The organism is Pseudomonas sp. NY15356, assembly GCF_048068175.1.
Taxonomy (GTDB): Bacteria; Pseudomonadota; Gammaproteobacteria; order Pseudomonadales; family Pseudomonadaceae; genus Aquipseudomonas; species Aquipseudomonas putida_K.
In genome coordinates, this window is the sequence record NZ_JBLUPW010000021.1 from 15646 (window position 1) to 33967 (window position 18322).

General features: G+C 64.1%; 17 protein-coding genes. 6 read left to right on the forward strand and 11 right to left on the reverse strand.

Annotation, left to right across the window (positions count from 1 at the left end):
- Window positions 1-14: 14 nt before the first annotated feature.
- The 4 genes from pqqC to ACNFCI_RS16710 are packed head-to-tail and all read left to right on the forward strand — an operon-like array spanning window position 15 to window position 3972.
- On the forward strand, window positions 15-770 hold the full coding sequence (gene pqqC, locus ACNFCI_RS16695) for a pyrroloquinoline-quinone synthase PqqC (protein WP_084856227.1): 756 nt from the start codon (window positions 15-17) through the stop codon (window positions 768-770).
- The gene (gene pqqD, locus ACNFCI_RS16700) at window positions 767-1042 is read left to right on the forward strand and encodes a pyrroloquinoline quinone biosynthesis peptide chaperone PqqD (RefSeq protein WP_084856229.1); all 276 of its coding nucleotides are present in this window, start codon (window positions 767-769) and stop codon (window positions 1040-1042) included. Before pqqC ends, pqqD begins: the two co-directional genes overlap by 4 nt.
- The gene (gene pqqE / locus ACNFCI_RS16705) at window positions 1014-2174 is read left to right on the forward strand and encodes a pyrroloquinoline quinone biosynthesis protein PqqE (protein ID WP_416768070.1); all 1161 of its coding nucleotides are present in this window, start codon (window positions 1014-1016) and stop codon (window positions 2172-2174) included. Before pqqD ends, pqqE begins: the two co-directional genes overlap by 29 nt.
- Window positions 2140-3972, forward strand: a complete 1833-nt coding sequence (locus tag ACNFCI_RS16710) for a prolyl oligopeptidase family serine peptidase (protein ID WP_416768071.1) — start codon at window positions 2140-2142, stop codon at window positions 3970-3972. The genes pqqE and ACNFCI_RS16710 overlap by 35 nt, the downstream gene beginning before the upstream one ends.
- Before the next feature lie 32 nt (window positions 3973-4004).
- Here ACNFCI_RS16710 and ACNFCI_RS16715 read toward each other — a convergent pair whose 3' ends face one another.
- Window positions 4005-4163 carry a YqaE/Pmp3 family membrane protein gene (locus ACNFCI_RS16715; RefSeq protein WP_009681539.1) on the reverse strand — a complete coding sequence of 53 codons (159 nt, stop codon included), beginning with the start codon at window positions 4161-4163 and terminating at the stop codon, window positions 4005-4007.
- 191 nt (window positions 4164-4354) lie between these two features.
- Window positions 4355-5632, reverse strand: coding sequence for an aspartate aminotransferase family protein (locus ACNFCI_RS16720; protein ID WP_368829615.1), 1278 nt, complete (start codon window positions 5630-5632; stop codon window positions 4355-4357).
- Window positions 5633-5833: 201 nt separating this feature from the next.
- On the opposite strand from ACNFCI_RS16720, the gene ACNFCI_RS16725 reads away from it, so the two are divergent.
- Entirely contained in the window at window positions 5834-6757 is a 924-nt protein-coding gene (locus tag ACNFCI_RS16725) for a LysR family transcriptional regulator (protein WP_416768072.1), read from the forward strand.
- 316 nt (window positions 6758-7073) lie between these two features.
- Here the strand turns inward: ACNFCI_RS16725 and ACNFCI_RS16730 are convergent, their stop codons facing one another.
- The 9 genes from ACNFCI_RS16730 to bioB all read right to left on the reverse strand — a co-directional run bounded on the left by ACNFCI_RS16730 (window position 7074) and on the right by bioB (window position 17442).
- Window positions 7074-8852, reverse strand: a complete 1779-nt coding sequence (locus ACNFCI_RS16730; RefSeq protein WP_416768073.1) for an acyl-CoA dehydrogenase C-terminal domain-containing protein — start codon at window positions 8850-8852, stop codon at window positions 7074-7076.
- Between the two features lie 122 nt (window positions 8853-8974).
- Entirely contained in the window at window positions 8975-10258 is a 1284-nt protein-coding gene (locus ACNFCI_RS16735; protein ID WP_084856243.1) for a GGDEF domain-containing protein, read from the reverse strand.
- 207 nt (window positions 10259-10465) lie between these two features.
- Window positions 10466-12271 (reverse strand): phenylacyl-CoA dehydrogenase, encoded by a 1806-nt coding sequence (locus tag ACNFCI_RS16740; protein WP_416768074.1) that lies wholly within the window; start codon window positions 12269-12271, stop codon window positions 10466-10468.
- Window positions 12272-12514: 243 nt separating this feature from the next.
- Window positions 12515-12811, reverse strand: coding sequence for a pyrroloquinoline quinone biosynthesis protein PqqE (locus ACNFCI_RS16745; protein ID WP_084856247.1), 297 nt, complete (start codon window positions 12809-12811; stop codon window positions 12515-12517).
- Window positions 12812-12985: 174 nt separating this feature from the next.
- Entirely contained in the window at window positions 12986-13666 is a 681-nt protein-coding gene (gene bioD / locus ACNFCI_RS16750) for a dethiobiotin synthase (protein WP_324812426.1), read from the reverse strand.
- A gap of 1 nt (window position 13667) precedes the next feature.
- Window positions 13668-14492, reverse strand: a complete 825-nt coding sequence (gene bioC, locus ACNFCI_RS16755) for a malonyl-ACP O-methyltransferase BioC (protein WP_368829616.1) — start codon at window positions 14490-14492, stop codon at window positions 13668-13670.
- A complete protein-coding gene (locus ACNFCI_RS16760; RefSeq protein WP_084856252.1) occupies window positions 14485-15216 on the reverse strand; it encodes an alpha/beta fold hydrolase in 732 nt (243 codons plus the stop codon). The genes bioC and ACNFCI_RS16760 overlap by 8 nt, the downstream gene beginning before the upstream one ends.
- Window positions 15209-16381, reverse strand: coding sequence for an 8-amino-7-oxononanoate synthase (bioF, locus tag ACNFCI_RS16765; protein WP_416768075.1), 1173 nt, complete (start codon window positions 16379-16381; stop codon window positions 15209-15211). Before bioF ends, ACNFCI_RS16760 begins: the two co-directional genes overlap by 8 nt.
- Window positions 16382-16383: 2 nt before the next feature.
- Window positions 16384-17442 carry a biotin synthase BioB gene (gene bioB, locus ACNFCI_RS16770; RefSeq protein WP_224457690.1) on the reverse strand — a complete coding sequence of 353 codons (1059 nt, stop codon included), beginning with the start codon at window positions 17440-17442 and terminating at the stop codon, window positions 16384-16386.
- Window positions 17443-17531: 89 nt separating this feature from the next.
- Between bioB and ACNFCI_RS16775 the strand changes: the two genes are divergently transcribed.
- Entirely contained in the window at window positions 17532-18269 is a 738-nt protein-coding gene (locus tag ACNFCI_RS16775; RefSeq protein ID WP_416768076.1) for a double zinc ribbon domain-containing protein, read from the forward strand.
- Window positions 18270-18322 lie beyond the last annotated feature (53 nt).

Genomic DNA, 18322 nt, shown 5'->3' on the forward strand with positions numbered 1-18322 from the left:
CAGGAGTCCGCCGAATGAGCGACGCACTGCCGATGTCCCCTGCCGAGTTCGAGCAGGCCCTGCGCGCCAAGGGCGCCTATTACCATATCCACCACCCGTACCACGTAGCGATGTACGAAGGCCGCGCCACCCGCGAGCAGATCCAGGGTTGGGTGGCCAATCGCTTCTACTACCAGGTCAACATCCCGATGAAGGATGCGGCGATCCTGGCCAACTGCCCGGACCGCGAAGTGCGTCGCGAGTGGATTCAGCGCCTGCTCGACCACGACGGCGCCCCGGGCGAAGATGGCGGCATCGAGGCCTGGCTACGCCTGGGCCAGGCCGTGGGCCTGGATCCGGAGCAGTTGCGCTCCCAGGAACTGGTACTGCCAGGCGTACGCTTTGCCGTGGACGCCTACGTCAACTTCGCCCGCCGCGCCAGCTGGCAGGAAGCCGCCAGCAGCTCGCTGACCGAGCTGTTCGCCCCACAGATCCACCAGTCGCGCCTGGACAGCTGGCCCCAGCACTACCCCTGGATCGACCCGGCCGGCTATGAATACTTCCGCACCCGCCTGGGCCAGGCCCGGCGTGATGTCGAACACGGCCTGGCGATCACCTTGCAGCACTACACCACCCGCCAGGGCCAGGAGCGTATGCTGGAGATCCTGCAGTTCAAGCTGGATATCCTGTGGACCATGCTCGATGCCATGAGCATGGCCTATGAATTGAACCGCCCGCCCTACCACACCGTTACCAACGAGCGGGCCTGGCACAAGGGGATCGCCCTATGAGTTTCGACCGTCGACAGGTGCCGAACTGGCGCCCGGGCTATCGTTTCCAGTATGAGCCGGCGCAGAAGGGCCATGTACTGCTCTACCCCGAGGGCATGATCAAGCTCAATGAAAGCGCGGGCCTGATCGGTGCGTTGATCGATGGGCAGCGTGACGTGGCAGCGATCATCGCCGAACTGGAGCGCCAGTTCCCCGGTATCCCGGAAGTGGCTGACGATATCGAGCAGTTCATGGAGGTGGCCCGTGCCGAACACTGGATCGTCCTCGCCTGACGTGCCGGCCAAGCCCGAGGTTGGCTTGCCGCTGTGGTTGCTGGCCGAGCTGACCTATCGCTGCCCGCTGCAGTGCCCATATTGTTCCAACCCGCTGGACTTCGCCGCCCAGGGCCAGGAGCTTTCCACCGAGCAGTGGTTCAGCGTGATGGCCCAGGCCCGCGAGCTGGGCGCGGCCCAGCTGGGCTTTTCGGGCGGTGAGCCGCTGGTGCGCCAGGACCTGGTCGAGCTGATCGGCGAGGCGCGGCGCCTTGGCTACTACACCAACCTGATCACCTCGGGCATCGGCCTGACCGAGCAGAAGATTGCCGCATTCAAGCAGGCTGGCCTGGACCATATCCAGATCAGCTTCCAGGCCAGCGACGAGCAGGTGAACAACCTGCTGGCCGGCTCGAAGAAAGCCTTCGCCCAGAAGCTTGAGATGGCCCGGGCGGTAAAGGCCCACGGCTACCCGATGGTGCTGAACTTCGTCACCCATCGGCACAACATCGACAGGATCGACCGCATCATCGAGCTGTGCATCGCCCTGGAAGCCGATTTCGTCGAGCTTGCCACCTGCCAGTTCTATGGCTGGGCGCACCTCAATCGCCTGGGGTTGCTGCCTACCCGCGCACAGTTGGAACGGGCCGAGCGCATCACCAACGAATACCGCGAGAAGCTCAAGGCGGCCGGCAACCCCTGTAAGCTGATCTTCGTCACACCGGATTACTACGAGGAGCGCCCCAAGGCCTGCATGAACGGCTGGGGCAGCCTGTTCCTCACCATCACCCCCGACGGTACCGCCCTGCCCTGCCATGGCGCACGCCAGTTGCCGGTGCAGTTTCCCAATGTACGGGAGCATGACCTGCGGCATATCTGGTACGACTCCTTCGGCTTCAACCGCTTCCGCGGCTACGACTGGATGCCCGAGCCATGCCGCTCGTGCGACGAAAAGGAAAAGGACTTCGGCGGCTGCCGCTGCCAGGCATTCATGCTCACCGGCGATGCCAGCAATGCCGACCCGGTGTGCGCCAAGTCGGCCGACCACGGCCTCATCCTCAAGGCCCGTGAAGAAGCCGAGACCGCCCAGCAGACCATCGAAGAGATGACCTTCCGCAATGAGCGCAACTCCCATGTCATTGCCCGAGGCTGATTTCAGTGCTGCCCAGGCCGTGGCTGCCGGCACCGACTTCGCCGAACTCAAGGTCGGCGCCGCCGGCCTGTTCTGGAACGAGTTCCGCCCCGCCGATGGTGCCTGCCGCCTCTGGCACTGGCGTAACGAACAGGCCCATTGCCTGACGCCCGACGGTTTCAGTGCGCGCAGCCGGGTCTATGAATATGGCGGTGGCAGCTTCTGCCTTGGCGGCGACGGGGTGGTGTTCGTCAATGAAAGCGACCAGCAGCTGTATACCCAAGCCCTCGACGGCTCGGCGCCACGTCCGCTGACCCAAGCTACGCAATGCCGCTATGGCGATGTGCTGTGGCATGAGGGTTGGGTATTCGCGGTGGAGGAGGCCCATGCCAGCCAGGTGCAGCACCGGCTGGTCGCGATCAGCGCCGAGGCCCGGAAGGTATTGGCCGAAGGCGCGGATTTCTATGCCTCGCCTACGCTCAGTGACGATGGCCGGCGCCTGGCCTGGGTCGAATGGGATCGCCCCGAGCAGCCTTGGACCGCTACCCGTCTGATGTGCCGGGAGCGCGACCGCCAAGGTGGCTGGGGCCCAGCCCGTTGTGTCGCAGGCGATGCTGGCCAGCAGGCGTCTTTGCAGCAGCCGCGCTTCGATACCCAGGGCCGGCTGTACTGCCTGTCCGACCGCAACGGCTATTGGCAACCCTGGGGTGAGGTCGACGGTGCCTGGCAGCCCTTGCCGGCTATCGCTGCGGATCATGCCGCCGCGCCTTGGCAGCTGGGCGCAAGCACCTGGCTGGCGCTCGGGCCAGACGCGTACCTTGCCAGTTGGTTCGAGGACGGTTTCGGACTGCTGGGGTTGCGCAGCGGGGGCCAGCCGGCCCAGCGCTTGGGCAGCGACTACACGCGTTTTCGCAGCCTGGCCCTGGATGAGCGGCACGTCTATGCCATCGCCGCCTCGCCACTGAATCCACCGGCGGTCATCGCCTTCGACCGGCAGACCGGGCATGCCCGGGTATTGGCTGGCGGTGGCCTGCCGCTCCCCGCCGCCCGGGTCAGCCGCCCGCGCCCGATTCGCTACCCCAGCGGCGAGGGCGAGGCCCATGGTTTCTACTACCCGGCCAGAGGCCAGGAAGGGCCATCTCCGCTGGTGGTGTTCATCCACGGCGGCCCGACCTCGGCCTGCTACCCCGTCTTCGACCCACGCATCCAGTACTGGACCCAGCGTGGCTTCGCCGTAGCCGACCTCAACTACCGCGGCAGCAGCGGCTATGGCCGTGCCTACCGCCACGCCTTGCACCTGCGCTGGGGCGAACTCGACGTGCAGGACGCCTGCGCCGCGGTCGATCACCTGGCCGGGCTGGGCCTGGTCGACCCGCACAAGGCGTTCATCCGCGGTGGCAGTGCCGGCGGCTATACCACCTTGTGCGCCCTGGCCTTTCATGACGTGTTCCGCGCTGGCGCCAGCCTCTACGGCGTCAGCGACCCGGTCGCCCTGGGGCGCGCCACGCACAAGTTCGAAGGCGACTACTTGGACTGGCTGATCGGCGACCCTGAACGTGACATCGAGCGCTACCGGCAACGCACACCCTTGCTGCATGCCGGGCGGATCAAGGCGCCGGTGATCTTCTTCCAGGGCGAGCTGGATGCCGTGGTGGTGCCAGAGCAGACCCGCGCCATGCTCGACGCGCTCAAGGCCAACGGCGTCGAGGCCGAGGGGCATTTCTATGCCGGTGAGCGGCATGGGTTTCGCCAGGCAAGGCACCTGGCCCATGCACTGGAAGAAGAATGGAAGTTCTATTGCCGGGTATTAGGCAGGTAGCGTCCTGGGGCCGCATGGCGGCCCCAGCGATATCACCGCTTGGCGATGATATAGACCGCATGCACGATGCCTGGAATGTAACCGAGCAACGTCAGCAGGATGTTCAGCCAGAACGCACCGCCGAAGCCCACCTGAAGGAACACGCCCAGTGGCGGAAGAATGATGGCGATGATGATGCGAATGAAGTCCATGCAATGCTCTCCTTGTTAGGTTTAACAAGAGACTAGCTGCATTCCTCCAAGGTTCCTCCATGGACAGCGGCGGACTGCGTTGTGCCCATCCACCGGGCAAAAAAAACGCCCCGGGCCAAAAACTGCAGGCCAAGGGCGATGCGCAGGAACGCGAGACGGTTCGTTGAAATTCGTTACGTCGCGGCGGCCATTCAGGCCGATACCTCGCGGCGGCTGTGTTGCTGGACATGCAGGCGGGCGAAGGCCCGGGCCAGGCGCAGGAGCATCTCGTCGATATTGCCCTTGCTCACGGTCAGTGCCGGAGAGAATCGCACCACGTCCACCTGCGGCGCGTTGAGCAGCAAACCCTCATGCAGCGCGGCCTCGACCAGTTCCCTGGCCAGTTCGTCGCGCAGCTGCAAGGCCCAGAGCAGCCCTTGGCCACGCACCTCGCCCTGGCCGTACCGACCGGCCAGCCGGCTGAGCCCTTCTCGCAGGTGGCGGCCACTATCCTGCACGTGCTCGAAGAAACCAGGCTCCAGCACGGTCTTGAGTACTGCCAGGCCTGCGGCGCTCATCAAGGCGTTGCCATGATGGCTGCCCTCCAGCTCGCCAGGCTCGGCGCAACACGCTGTGCCACGGGCCAGCAGGGCCGCCAGCGGCACGCCGCCCCCCAAGCCTTTACCCAGGGTGATGATGTCGGCGCGTACGCCGTACGTCTGTTCGGCGAGCAAGGCACCACAACGACCGATGCCAGTCTGGACCTCGTCGAGGATCAACAGGATCCCCAGCTCGCGGCACAGCTGCTCGACACCCTTGAGGTACTCGACCGTGGCAGGGATCACACCGGCCTCGCCCTGAATCGGCTCGAGCATGATCGCCACGGTGCGCGAGTCCACGGCTGCATGCAGGGCCGCCAGGTCATTGAATGGGACCTTGCTAAAGCCCGGCAGGCCGGGCTCGCAGCGATTGCATGGCAGCGGGTCGGAGGCCGACAGGGCGCCCAGGCTACGCCCGTGGCACGCCTGGCTGGCGGTGATGATGTGATAGGCGCCATTGCGATGCAGTTGGCCCCACTTGCGCGCCAGCTTGATTGCGCCCTCGCAGGCCTCGGCACCACTGTTGAGCAAGTAGGCCTGGTCGCTGCCCGTGCTCTGGCACAGCTGGTCGACGAGCGTCAGCAGGCCGCGACTATGAAAACCCGCCCCGGGGTTGACCAGCGCCTGCGCTTGGTTGGCCAGGGCCTTGACCAGCACGCTGGGGCTGTGGCCCAGGCTGTTGACCGCGCAACCCTGGGTGAAATCCAGATAGGCGTGCCCCTGGTCATCCCACAACCAGGAGCCCTGCCCACGTACGAACACCTGCGGTGCCCGCTCTGCGCTTGGCATCAGCCGCTCGCGAGACAGGGGCGCTGCCAGCGGCTCGCTCACGAGCGCGCGCTTGGGCTCGGCGACCACAGGGGTCGATCGGCGCAGGTTGAACAGGTTCATCGGGGCTCCAGCCATGCACGGTAGAAGGCAGCCAAGGCTTATGAGGAAGATTTATTTTGCCTGGCCTATCAAAAGTCTTTTTCCGAACGGGTAACAATAGCTGCAAAGGTTGCTGTGAACCGCCGGAATACAGCGATAGACTAGGCTTGTCGCGGGTTCGCGGCCATTTGGTTTTTCCAGCTTTTTCGATAAGTGGAACTTATGGATTTTCGTCAGTTGCGTTATTTCGTCGCGGTGTATGAAGAAGGCCATGTGGGCCGGGCCGCCGAACGCCTGTCGCTGTCTCAACCCGCACTCTCCCAGCAGATCCGCCACCTCGAGCACAGCCTCGACCTGAACCTGTTCGAGCGCAGCAACAAGCGCCTGTTGCCCACCCTGGCCGCCCACACCCTGTACAACCATGCCTTGCCGTTGCTCGATGGCCTGCAGCGCGCCCACGAGGCCATGCGCAACTTCAAGGGCCAAGCCCTGCGTACCCTGGCCATCGGCGTCATGCGCACCCTGCGGCCCAGCCTGGTGCCGCAATTGCTCGAACGTGTGCGCAAAGCTCAGCCGCACCTGGTGGTGCAGATCTATGAACTCTCGGGGATGGAAATCGAGCGGCGCCTACTCAACGGCAGCCTGGACATCGGTATCAGCTACCTGCCACCCCGCCAACCTGGCTTGCATGGCCTGTTGCTGTATGAAGACGAACTCCAGTTGGTCATCCCCAATACCCACCCCCTGAAGGATTTCAAGAAGGTCTCGGTACGCCAGGCTGCGGAATTGCCCATGCTGATGCTCGGCGAGGAGTTCCAGATGCGCCAGATCTGGCAGACCCAGTTGGCCAACCTGGGGCGCAGGCCGCAGGTGGAGGCAGAGATGAACAACATGGCAGGGATTCTCGACAGCCTGGCGCACACCGCGTTGGCGACCATCTTGCCTGGGCGGGCCAAGGATGTAGGAGAAGACGACCAGACATTGCTGTGGAAGCCCTTGAGCGAACCGCGGGTACCACTGAAGGTAGGCTTGGTATTTCGCGATGCCCAACGCCAGCAGGCCTCGGTGGAGTTGCTGCGCACATTGCTGGAAGAGGAGGCCGACATACGTCAGCCCGGCATGTCGCCCCTGGACGTGCTTGGCTGAAAAAACGCACACAAAGAAAACCCCGCCTAAGCGGGGTTTCCCAGACTGTTTCCCTTCGACATCCCTATCGCCCCACCGTCCTGGCAGGAATCCTACGTGTCCCTGTTCTGTCCTTTGCGCTTCCTGCGCTACGTCCTTGTGAGAAAGATTAACCGTGGATCCAATCTTAGGAAAGAGGAAAAACACCGTCACGTCGTGTAGGAGATAGCTTACAAAATCACACATGAATGTAACTTCTTGTTAAAAGCCATCCACAAAAAAGCCCGCTCCTACTTCACCGCCAGGGCTCTGTAGGAGCGGGCTTACACCAACCAGGTCAGAACTGCGCGGCGTCGAGCAGGTAGAGCGTTTCGCTGCCCGCCTTGACCGAGGCCACCAGCGAGCCCACACGCGGCAACAGACGAGCGAAATAGAAGCGTGCGGTACCCAGCTTGGCGGCATAGAAGGCCTCGTCGCCCTTACCTGCCAGCGCAGCGCGAGCCATCAGCGCCCACATGTACGCGTAGGCGACGTAACCGAAGGCATGCAGGTATTCCACCGATGCCGCCCCGATTTCGTTGGGGTTGCCCTTGGCCCGCGCCAACACCCATTCGGTGAGCCCGTCGAGTTGCTCGAGCGATGTGGCGAGCGGGGTGGTGAACTCGCCCAGCTCGGAGCCGGCGCTGGCGATGAACAGGCGGATCTCGTCGGAGAACAGGCGGTAGAACTCACCGCCATTGCCCACCACCTTGCGCCCCATCAAGTCCAGGGCCTGGATGCCATTGGTGCCTTCGTAGATCTGAGTGATACGCACATCACGCACCAACTGCTCCTGACCCCACTCGCGGATGTAGCCATGGCCGCCGAATACCTGCTGACCGTGCACCGCACACTCGAGGCCCAGATCAGTGAGGAAGGCCTTGGCCACTGGCGTCAGCAATGCCACCAAGTCCTCGCTGCGCTTACGGGTCGTGGCGTCTTCGCTGTATTTGGCGCTGTCCAGCTGCATGGCAACGTAGGTGGAGAACGCGCGGCCACCTTCGATCAACGCCTTCATGGTCAGCAACATACGGCGGACATCGGGGTGAACGATGATCGGGTCGGCCGCTTTGTCCTTGGCCTGGGGCCCGGTTGGCGCACGACTCTGCAAGCGCTCGCGGGCGTATTCGACAGCGTTCTGGTAGGAGCGCTCGGCCGACGCCAGGCCCTGGATACCGACACCCAGGCGTTCGTAGTTCATCATGGTGAACATCGCCGCCAGGCCCTTGTTCGCCTCGCCCACCAAGTAGCCGGTGGCGCCGTCGAAGTTCATGACGCAAGTCGCCGAGGCCTGGATGCCCATCTTGTGTTCGATCGACCCGCAATTGGCCGGGTTACGTGCGCCCAGGCTGCCATCGTCGTTGACCAGGAACTTCGGCACCAGGAACAGCGAGATCCCCTTCGGGCCGGCCGGTGCGTCCGGCAACTTGGCCAGCACCAGGTGGATGATGTTCTCGGTCAGGTCGTGCTCGCCGCCGGTGATGAAGATCTTGGTACCGCTGACCTTGTAGCTGCCGTCTGCCTGGGGCTCGGCCTTGGTGCGGATGATACCCAGGTCGGTGCCGGCATGGGGCTCGGTCAGGCACATGGAGCCTGCCCACACACCTGCATACATGTTGGGCAGGTATTTTTCCTTCAGCGCTTCGCTGGCATGGGCGTTGATCGACAGGCACGCCCCGGCGGTCAGCATCGGGTACAGGCCGAAGGCCAGGCTAGAAGCGTTGACCATCTCCTCGACCTGAGCGGAAATCGCCTTGGGCATGCCCATGCCGCCGAACAGCGGGTCGCCCCCGACGCCCACCCAGCCACCTTCGGCATAGGTGTTGTAGGCCTCGATGAAGCCTGCCGGCGTGCGTACGGCGCCGTTCTCCCAATGGCACCCCTCTTCATCGCCACTGCGGCTCAGCGGGGCGATGGTCTTGCTGGTGACCTTGCCCGCTTCCTCCAGCACGGCCATGGCGGTCTCTTCATCGACAGCCTCGGCCAGGGCAGGCAATTGCTGCCAGAGCTTGGCCACCTCGAAGACTTCATTCAGAACGAAACGCATATCGCGCAGGGGCGCTTTATAGTCAGCCATGACAACCTCTCGCTATAAGGGTCGGGGCGATCCGGCAGGACCGCGGCACTAGGTGAAACGAGTGTACCCGAACAACGTTTGCGAGACATAGGGTCATCACGCGACCAAATAATCATACATAGTCACGCCATGCGTACTGCACCACGCCTGGAATGCTCGCCAAACACCATGACACAGTTGCGACCCGCGCCCTTGGCGCTGTAGAGCGCCTGGTCGGCGGACTTGAGCACGTCGTCCGGCGTGCGATGGGCAGCCTGGCGCTCGGCGACGCCGATACTGATGGTCACCGATACCGCATTGCCCGGCGCCCCAGCGCGGCGCTGCCTCCCTGCCGAGTCGTCCTGTGGGCGGTTGTTCCGGTCGCGCAGCTGGATCGCATAGTTGGCGATCATCTCGCGCACGGCCTCCAGGTGCGGCGTACATTCCTCGGCAGTCTTGCCGGCAAATACCAGGGCGAACTCCTCGCCGCCGTAGCGGTAGGCACGCCCTCCTCCGGTCACCCGGCCCAATCGGCTGGCGACCAGGCGAAGCACCTGATCACCGACATCATGCCCATGGGTGTCGTTGAATTTCTTGAAGTGGTCCACGTCGGTCATGGCGATCACATAGTTGCGCCCCAACCGCTGCAAGCGCTCGTTCAGTGCCCGACGGCCCGGCAGGCCGGTCAGTTCGTCGCGAAACGCCATCTGGTAGGCCTCGTGGGACACCGCTGCGGCGATCATCAGCATCACCTGGCTGCACATGATGTTGAGGGTAAACGGCAGGATGAAGGTCTTGGGCAGCATCCAGAAGATGCCCAGCAGGCCGATGACCTGCGCCGCATGCAACGGCCTTGGCTGGCGCAGGTACTGCACCACGAGGAGGATGAACATGCCCAGGAACACGGGATATGCCAGTTGGACAAGGCTCATCCATTGTCCATGCAGCGAAGGCCAGCGAATCTCCGCCAACCACCCCAGCAAGGCGTCCGGGTAGCGCTGCTCCAGGGCCAACGCCACGCTGCCCACCGCGAACAGCACCGCGAAACGCGCCAGCAGGTCCTGGGCCAGGTGAGTGCGCTCCTGCCAGGCCCCGTACAGCCCGAACAACGCCGGTAACAGCAGACAGACCATGTGGAACACCACTGCCGCGTCCTCACGCACCTTACCGTTGTCGCGGTAGAAATCGGTCTGGGTATCGAGCAGGAAATAGGCGATATACACCGTGACCATCAGGAACAGCTCGCGCTGCCTTCGATACACCGCGCAATAGGCTCCACCCAGCAGCAGCACGAGGGTGGGCAGTACGTTGAACAAGGAAGTGAAGAACACATTGAGGTCCTTCACATAGGCCGCCGCCAACCCTCCCAGCAACAGGAACAGCGAGGGCAGGAAGTGGCTCGCGCGTACAGCGGATAGACGAAACAAAAGGCAATCTCCGACCCGGCAGATCAATAATGGCATTGTGCCTTTAGTTCATCGGCAGCGCACATGAATAGATGAATATGCGCGTCGGGCAAACGCCCGCGTGGGTGGCGCGCGATCTTCGCCCCCCTAAGCCCCACTCCATCAAACGCAGCCAAAAAAAAACCGCCTGCCGGTCAGGGCAGACGGTTTCTGGTACAGCCGGGCGGTTTAGCAGGACAGACCGAAGTCTTCTTCCTTCATCGCCATCAGGTTGTCGGCACCGGACAAGATCGCGGCCACATGGGCACGGGTGCGCGGCAGGATGCGCTGGAAGTAGAAGCGCGCGGTCTGCAGCTTGGCGGTGTAGAACGCGACTTCATCGGTACCGGCGGCCAGTTTTTCCGCAGCCAGGCGGGCAATATCGGCCCAGAAGTAGGCCAGGCAGGCGTAGCCGGAGTACATCAGGTAATCCACCGAAGCAGCACCGACTTCCTCACGGTCCTTCATCGCCGCCATGCCGATCTTCATGGTCAGCTCGCCCCATTCCTTGTTCAGCGCCGCCAACGGCGTGACGAACTCCTGGACGGCTTCGTTGCCTTCCTGGGCCTGGCAGAACTTGTGGACGATCTTGGTGAAGCCCTTGAGCGCCTCGCCTTGGGTCATCAGCACCTTGCGGCCAAGCAGGTCCAGGGCCTGGATACCAGTGGTGCCTTCGTACAGCATGGAAATGCGGCTGTCGCGCACGTTCTGCTCCATGCCCCACTCGGCGATGAAGCCGTGGCCGCCATAGATCTGCACGCCGTGGTTGGCCGCTTCGAAACCGACTTCGGTCATGAACGCCTTGGCGATCGGGGTGAGGAAGGCCAGCAGGGCGTCGGCCTTCTTGCGCGCTTCTTCATCCTGGCTGTACTTGACGATGTCCACCTGCTTGGCGGTGAAGTACACCATCGCGCGGTTACCCTCTGCGAAGGCTTTCATCGTGAGCAGCATGCGGCGCACGTCCGGGTGGACGATGATCGGGTCGGCGGCCTTGTCTGGCGCCTTCGGGCCAGTCAGGGAGCGCATCTGCAGGCGTTCACGGGCGTACTTCAGGCCACCCTGGAAAGCCACTTCGGCGTGAGCCAGGCCTTGCAGCGCGGTACCCAGGCGAGCGGTGTTCATGAAGGTGAACATGCAGTTCAGGCCCTTGTTGGCCGGGCCGATCAGATAGCCGGTGGCACCGTCGAAGTTCATCACGCAGGTGGCGTTGCCGTGGATGCCCATCTTGTGTTCGATGGAACCGCAGCTCACGCCGTTGCGCTCACCTACACCGCCTTCGGCGTTGGGCAGGAACTTCGGCACGATGAACAGCGAGATGCCCTTGGTGCCCGCCGGGGCGTCGGGCAGGCGGGCCAGGACGATATGGACGATGTTCTCGGCCATGTCGTGTTCGCCCGCAGAAATGAAGATCTTGGTGCCAGACACCTTGTAGCTGCCATCGGCCTGGGGCTCGGCCTTGGTGCGCAGCATGCCCAGGTCGGTACCGCAATGCGGTTCGGTCAGGCACATGGTGCCGGTCCATTCGCCGGATACCAGCTTGGTCAGGTAGGTGTGCTGCTGCTCGGGCGTGCCGTGGGCGGAGATGGTGTTCATCGCGCCATGGGACAGGCCTGGGTACATGCCCCACGACCAGTTCGACTCGCCGACCATTTCGCTCAGGGCCAGGCCCAGCGACTCCGGCAGGCCCTGGCCGCCGTGCTCGACGTCATGGGCCAGGCTCGGCCAGCCACCGTCGACGAATTGCTTGTAGGCTTCCTTGAAGCCGGTCGGGGTCTTAACGCCCGACTCGCTCCAGGTGCAGCCTTCCTGGTCGCCGACGCGGTTCAGCGGGGCCAGTACCTGTTCACAGAACTTCGCGCCTTCATCGAGGATCGCATCGACCATGTCGGGCGTGGCGTCCTGGCAACCCGGCAGGCTCTGATAGTGCGCCTCGTAGCCGAGCAGTTCGTCGCGAACGAAGCGAATATCACGCAAGGGGGCTTTGTAATCAGGCATAGCGATGAACCTCTGTGATGAGTCCGGTGGAAAGACCGCGGGCACCGACCAGCTCTTGGCGGCTTTGCGTCAAACAGTTGTTTGAAACTTACGTTTAGCACAGGCCAATGTCAAGGACGGACTATGGTGCCATTTGTGCCGCGAAACATGGCATAAATGCCACCATCCCGCGCCCCCAATGACCGCGCGGGTCCCTGCAGGTGCGACGGTGCGGCGGACCTACAGGGAAACGCGCCCCGTTAATCAGGCGTAGGTATCGATGAATCGCCCGAGCATTTCGTCCGAAGCCTTGGCGATCTTGGCGCCAAGCTCGACGTGATGCTTGCCCAGGGCCGACTCGACGCTGCTGGTGGCCAGATCCATCTGCTGGCTGCGGTCGACGGCGCGCAGGCGCTCGGCCTGATAGTCGCTGGACTGGCTGGTGGCGGCACGCTCGACGGCGCCGTTGGCGATTTGACTGGCAGCCTGGTCGACACGGTGCTGCCCGGCCTGGAGGGCGCCAAGGCCTGCGTAATAGGCAGTGCTACCGGTGATTTCCATGTCAGGGCTCCAAAGAATCGGATGAAGAGCAGGCCTCATTAAAGCAGCCATTGGCGGAAAAGGCCCGTTTAAATCCCTAATAGCCTTATGCCATGCAATAGCGTGTGGCCATGGAGCTATATGTCCGACCGCAGGACAAAGTCCGCTCCTACAGAGGTGCGTGAACGTGTGGCGCTAGTCCAGCAAATCCAGTTGCAAGTGCTCCGCCACCGCCTCGGCCGTCGCTTGCTTGAGCCGCGGTACCCTGCCCAGGCAGGGCGCCGGCAGGCGCTCGGCCAGGCTGGCGAGATTTTCCTCCAGCCGTGAGGTCCGCGGGTCGACGATATTGGCCACCCACCCGGCCAGCTGCAGGCCATCCCGGGCGATCGCCTCGGCACTGAGCAGGGCATGGTTGATGCAGCCCAGGCGCACGCCCACCACCAGGATCACCGGCAGCTTCAAGGCAATGGCCAGGTCCGACAGGTTGGCATGACCAGACAACGGCACCCGCCAGCCCCCGGCCCCCTCGACCAAGGTGAAGTCGGCGCCTTGGTCCAGTACATGGCGCATGGCGGCCAGCAACGTCGAAACCTCCAGGCTTACGCCTGCCTCGCGGGCCGCCACATGGGGAGCGATGGCCGGCTCGAAGGCGAAAGGGTTGACCTGCTCGTAAGGCAGCTTCACAGAGCTCTGGTCGATCAGCGCCAGGGCATCGGCATTGCGCAGCCCTTTGGCCGTCACCGTACACCCCGAGGCGACTGGCTTGGCACCCAAGGTGCTCAGCCCCTGGGACAGTGCTGCATGCAGCAACCCGGCGGCGATGGTGGTTTTGCCGACGTCGGTGTCGGTACCGGCAATGAAATAGGCCTGGCCCATGTCACACCTCGCCTGCGAGCGGTTTGCGCAACACCCCATACACCACCTGATAGGTGGCTGGCAGGCCCTGCGGCTGGCGGAAGCTTTCATAGGCCTGCAACAAACCTTGCATGCGCGCCCGTCCGGTCAGCCCGGATGGCCGCCCCGGGTTGAGGTTGTGCGCGCCCAGGGCCTTGAGCTCATGGGTCAGGCTGCGTACATCGGGGTAATACAGCACATGGGGGCGCCGCTGCAGGCCAAGCACCTGCAAGCCGCTCTCGCCGCACAGTCGCTGGTAGTCTTCGAAGCGCCGGAAGCGGTTGACATGCACCAGCCCGTCCACGGCCTGCCAACTGGCGCGCAGCTCGTCGAGCGTGCCAACACACAGGCTGCTGAATGCCAGCACACCGCCTGGCCGTAGCACACGCCAGGCCTCGCCCAGCACGCTGGCGAACTGGCTGCACCACTGCACCGCGAGGCTGGAGAACACCAGGTCGACACTTTCATCGCGCAGCGGCAACCGTTCAGCATCGCCGGCCACATGATGCTGGGCGCCACCCTGCTCACGGGCGTGGCGCAACATGCCTTCGGCGATGTCCACCGCCACGCCGGCGCTCCCCTGGAAACGCTTGGCCAATGCTCGGCTGAAATGCCCTGTGCCGCTACCCAGGTCAAGCCAGCACGCAGGTTGCAGGCCTGCCGGCAACTGCTCGAGCAGGGACATACCTACCGCACGCTGCAAGGCCGCCACGCTGTCATAGCTGGCCGCTGCGCGGGAGAACGAGGCCGCGACCTGGCGCTTGTCCGGCAACGTGCCGGGCAGGGTCGGGCGGGAAAGGTCAGTCATCGCCACTCTCATGCAGGAAACTCTTGATGCCCGCCGCCAGTTCCTGTGGGTATTCCAGCAGGAAGGCGTGGGAACTGTCTTCGACCAGGCCGACTTCCACGTCCGGCAACAGTTCGCTAAGGGCCTTGGCCGCTTCTGCCGGTACCAGCGCGTCGCTGCCGGCGAACAAATGCAGCTGAGGCCCGCCGTATTGCTCCAGGGCATTGCGGGTATCGAGCTTGGCCAGGACTTCGAGGCCTGTGGCCAGGTACAACGGGTCGGTGTCGGGCACGCCTATGCCCAATTGCCGCAACAAGGTGCGCGGCATCTGCGCGCCTTCGCTGCACAGGGTGCGAAAACGCTTGAGGGTCACCTGGGGGTGGCTGCGACAACCATCGAGGAAGGTGCCGAAGGTGTCCACCGCCATGCCATGGGCCCAATCCGGACGCTGGACGAAACTGGGGTTGCTGGCCAGTGTCAGCAGGCCGCAGCAATGGTCGCCGCGTTTGTGCGCCAGCGCGCTGGCGAGCATGCCGCCGAACGACCAGCCACCCAACCAGCTGTCGGTGGGCAGCGTGCGGTCGAGGCGCTCGACCCAGGCCTGGACATCGCCATCGGCGAGCTCCGGCAATGGCCGCAGTTCGACCTGCAAGCGCGGGTCCTGCGCGCGCAGGCTCGCGGCCAACGGTTCCAGCGAAGCAGTGCCCAGGCCCCAGCCCGGCAGAAGGATCAATCGGTTACGCATCGGCGGACTCCAGCAAGGGGTAACACTCGGCCAATGCATTCAACAATAGCTGGACCTGGGCCTCGCTGTGCGCTGCGCTGAGGGTCACGCGCAAACGGGCGCTGCCGGCAGGTACGGTCGGCGGGCGGATGGCGGTGACCAGCAGGCCCCGCTCGCGCAGCATGCGTGACAACTGCAGGGCGCGCGCGCTGTCACCGATCAGGATCGGCTGAATCGCGGTCGGGCTGTCCATCAGGTCCAGGCCAATCTGTTCAGCGCCCCGGCGGAACTGGCGGATCAGCGCCTCGAGGTGCTCGCGACGCCAGCGCTCGCGGCGCAGCAGCTCCAGGCTCTTGAGCGTGGCGCAGGCCAGCGCCGGCGGCTGGCTGGTGGTATAGATGTAGGGCCGGGCGAACTGCACCAACGCCTCGATCAGTTCTTCGCTGCCGGCCACGAAGGCACCTGCGGTGCCGCAGGCCTTGCCAAGGGTGCCGATCAATACCGGTACGTCTTCCACGCCCAGGCCGAAGTGCTCGACGATACCGCCGCCATTGGCACCGAGCGTGCCCAGGCCATGGGCATCATCGACCATCAGCCAGGCATCGCGCGCGCGCGCGGCTCGTGCCAACGCCGGCAGGTCGGCCAGGTCGCCATCCATGCTGAACACGCCATCGGTAACCACCAGGGTATTGCCGGTGGCCTTGGCCAGGCGGCTGGCCAGGCTGGCCGCGTCGTTGTGCAGGTAGCGACTGAAGCGCGCACCGCTGAGCAGGCCACCATCGAGCAGCGAGGCATGGTTGAGACGGTCCTGCAGCACGGTATCGCCCTGCCCGACCAACGCTGTGATGGCGCCGAGGTTGGCCATGTAGCCCGTGGAGAACAGCAGCGCACGCGGGCGCCCGGTCAATTCGGCGAGGGCTTCTTCCACCTCATGGTGCGGGGTGCTGTGGCCGATCACCAAATGGGAGGCGCCGCCACCGACGCCCCAGCGTTCGGCGCCAGCGCGCCAGGCCGCGACCACCTCGGGGTGGTTGGCCAGCCCCAGGTAGTCGTTGCTGCAGAAGGCCAGCAGCGCCTGGCCGTCGACCACCACCTCTGGCCCCTGGGGGGTTTCCAGTAGCGGCCGCCGCCGATACAGGTCCGCAGCGCGCCGTTCGGCCAGGCGGGCCGCCAGGTCGAAGGCCATGGTCAGGCCGAAGCTGCGTCGTAGAACAGCTCGCTGCTGCGCTGCTCGACCAACGCCTGTTCGATGGCCGCCTGGTGCACTTCGTCGGCGTGCTCTTCACGGGCTTCTGGCTGGATACCAAGGCGGGCGAACAGCTGCATGTCCTTGTCGGCCTGAGGGTTGGCCGTGGTCAGCAGTTTCTCGCCGTAGAAGATCGAGTTGGCACCGGCCATGAAGGCCAGGGCCTGCATCTGTTCGTTCATCTGCTCGCGGCCGGCGGAGAGGCGCACATGGGACTTGGGCATCAGGATGCGTGCCACCGCCAGCATGCGGATGAAATCGAACGGGTCGACATCCTCCTCGTCGGCCAACGGCGTACCGGCGACCTTGACCAGCATGTTGATCGGCACCGACTCCGGATGCTCCGGCAGGTTGGCCAACTGGATCAACAGGCCTGCGCGGTCATCGAGCGACTCGCCCATGCCGAGGATGCCGCCGGAGCAGATCTTCATCCCGGCGTCGCGCACGTAGGCCAGGGTCTGCAGGCGTTCGCCGTAGGTGCGGGTGGTGATGATGCTGCCGTAGAACTCCGGCGAGGTATCAAGGTTGTGGTTGTAGTAGTCCAAACCGGCCTCTGCCAGGGCCTTGGTCTGCTCCTGGTCGAGCTTGCCGAGGGTCATGCAGGTTTCCAGGCCCATGGCCTTGACCCCTTTGACCATCTCCAGTACGTAGGGCATGTCCTTGGCCGACGGGTGTTTCCAGGCAGCGCCCATGCAGAAGCGGGTAGAGCCGATGGCCTTGGCGCGGGCGGCTTCTTCCAGGACCTTCTGCACTTCCATCAGCTTCTGCTTTTCCAGCCCGGTGTTGTAGTGGCCGGACTGCGGACAATATTTGCAATCTTCCGGGCAGGCGCCAGTCTTGATCGACAGCAAGGTGGAAACCTGCACGCGGTTAGGGTCGAAATGCGCGCGGTGCACCGTCTGCGCCTGGAACAGCAGGTCGTTGAACGGCTGTTGGAACAGAGCCTTGACCTCGGCGAGGGTCCAGTCGTGACGTGTTGTTGCAGTTGTGCTGGCGCTCATCGGCGTTTCCTTGTTTAGGCTTTGACTGGCGCCGGGACAGGAAAGCCCGCCAGCGCATCACGGATACGCCGCATACTCAGGGAAGGACCATGGACTGTCAACCACCCATAAAACGCATGGTTTACAAGTGCTCAAATATTGATCACACCTGTTTGCTCTGCGATGAAACCAGCGCACAGCCTTACCCATTGTGCATGCACTGCGAACAGGCCCTGCCCTGGCTGGACGAGCACTGCACCCGTTGCGCCCTGCCCTTGCCGATGAGCGGCTTGACCTGCGCCCAGTGCAGTCGCGTGTCGCCAGCCTTCGAGCAAGTCGTGGCACCGTGGCACTTCGGCTTTCCGGTCGATGCATTGGTCAGCCGCTTCAAGCACCGCAGCCAGTGGCCGCTGGGCCGGCTGATGGCCTTGCTGCTGGGGCAGGCCCTGCTGCATCGCTACGGGGAGGGCATGGCAAAACCTGACCAGTTGTTGCCCGTGCCCCTGACACGGCGTCGACTGCGCCAGCGGGGCTTCAACCAGGCGGCGATGCTTGCCCGATGGCTGTCCAGGCAGTTGGCGGTCCCGTGCAATGAAACGCTGCTGCAGCGCACCCGCGATACACCGGCCCAGCAAACCCTCGGTGCCAGGGCACGAAAGCGTAACCTGCGAATGGCCTTCGGCCTGGCGCCCGGGGCGCGGCTCGATGGGCTGCACCTGGCCATTGTCGATGACGTGCTGACCACCGGTGCAACCGCCCAGGCCATCGCGATATTGCTGCGCAAGGCCGGGGCGCGGCGGGTCGATGTGTATTGCCTGGCGCGTACGCCCAAGCCGGGGCACGGTTGAGTGTCGCGCAGCCTTGGGGGCTGGCCTACCGTGCTTGTTGCATAACCTTGACT

What these genes read in the sequence shown, in the direction of transcription:
- ACNFCI_RS16760 (WP_084856252.1), bottom strand. Translation starts at nt 15,216, where the DNA reads ATGCGTAACCGATTGATCCTTCTGCCGGGCTGGGGCCTGGGCACTGCT.
- ACNFCI_RS16730 (WP_416768073.1), bottom strand. Translation starts at nt 8,852, where the DNA reads ATGGCTGACTATAAAGCGCCCCTGCGCGATATGCGTTTCGTTCTGAAT.
- ACNFCI_RS16720 (WP_368829615.1), bottom strand. Translation starts at nt 5,632, where the DNA reads ATGAACCTGTTCAACCTGCGCCGATCGACCCCTGTGGTCGCCGAGCCC.
- bioC (WP_368829616.1), bottom strand. Translation starts at nt 14,492, where the DNA reads ATGACTGACCTTTCCCGCCCGACCCTGCCCGGCACGTTGCCGGACAAG.
- pqqD (WP_084856229.1), top strand. Translation starts at nt 767, where the DNA reads ATGAGTTTCGACCGTCGACAGGTGCCGAACTGGCGCCCGGGCTATCGT.
- bioD (WP_324812426.1), bottom strand. Translation starts at nt 13,666, where the DNA reads ATGGGCCAGGCCTATTTCATTGCCGGTACCGACACCGACGTCGGCAAA.
- ACNFCI_RS16775 (WP_416768076.1), top strand. Translation starts at nt 17,532, where the DNA reads ATGGACTGTCAACCACCCATAAAACGCATGGTTTACAAGTGCTCAAAT.
- ACNFCI_RS16715 (WP_009681539.1), bottom strand. Translation starts at nt 4,163, where the DNA reads ATGGACTTCATTCGCATCATCATCGCCATCATTCTTCCGCCACTGGGC.
- ACNFCI_RS16725 (WP_416768072.1), top strand. Translation starts at nt 5,834, where the DNA reads ATGGATTTTCGTCAGTTGCGTTATTTCGTCGCGGTGTATGAAGAAGGC.
- bioF (WP_416768075.1), bottom strand. Translation starts at nt 16,381, where the DNA reads ATGGCCTTCGACCTGGCGGCCCGCCTGGCCGAACGGCGCGCTGCGGAC.
- ACNFCI_RS16745 (WP_084856247.1), bottom strand. Translation starts at nt 12,811, where the DNA reads ATGGAAATCACCGGTAGCACTGCCTATTACGCAGGCCTTGGCGCCCTC.
- ACNFCI_RS16710 (WP_416768071.1), top strand. Translation starts at nt 2,140, where the DNA reads ATGAGCGCAACTCCCATGTCATTGCCCGAGGCTGATTTCAGTGCTGCC.
- ACNFCI_RS16740 (WP_416768074.1), bottom strand. Translation starts at nt 12,271, where the DNA reads ATGCCTGATTACAAAGCCCCCTTGCGTGATATTCGCTTCGTTCGCGAC.
- pqqC (WP_084856227.1), top strand. Translation starts at nt 15, where the DNA reads ATGAGCGACGCACTGCCGATGTCCCCTGCCGAGTTCGAGCAGGCCCTG.
- bioB (WP_224457690.1), bottom strand. Translation starts at nt 17,442, where the DNA reads ATGAGCGCCAGCACAACTGCAACAACACGTCACGACTGGACCCTCGCC.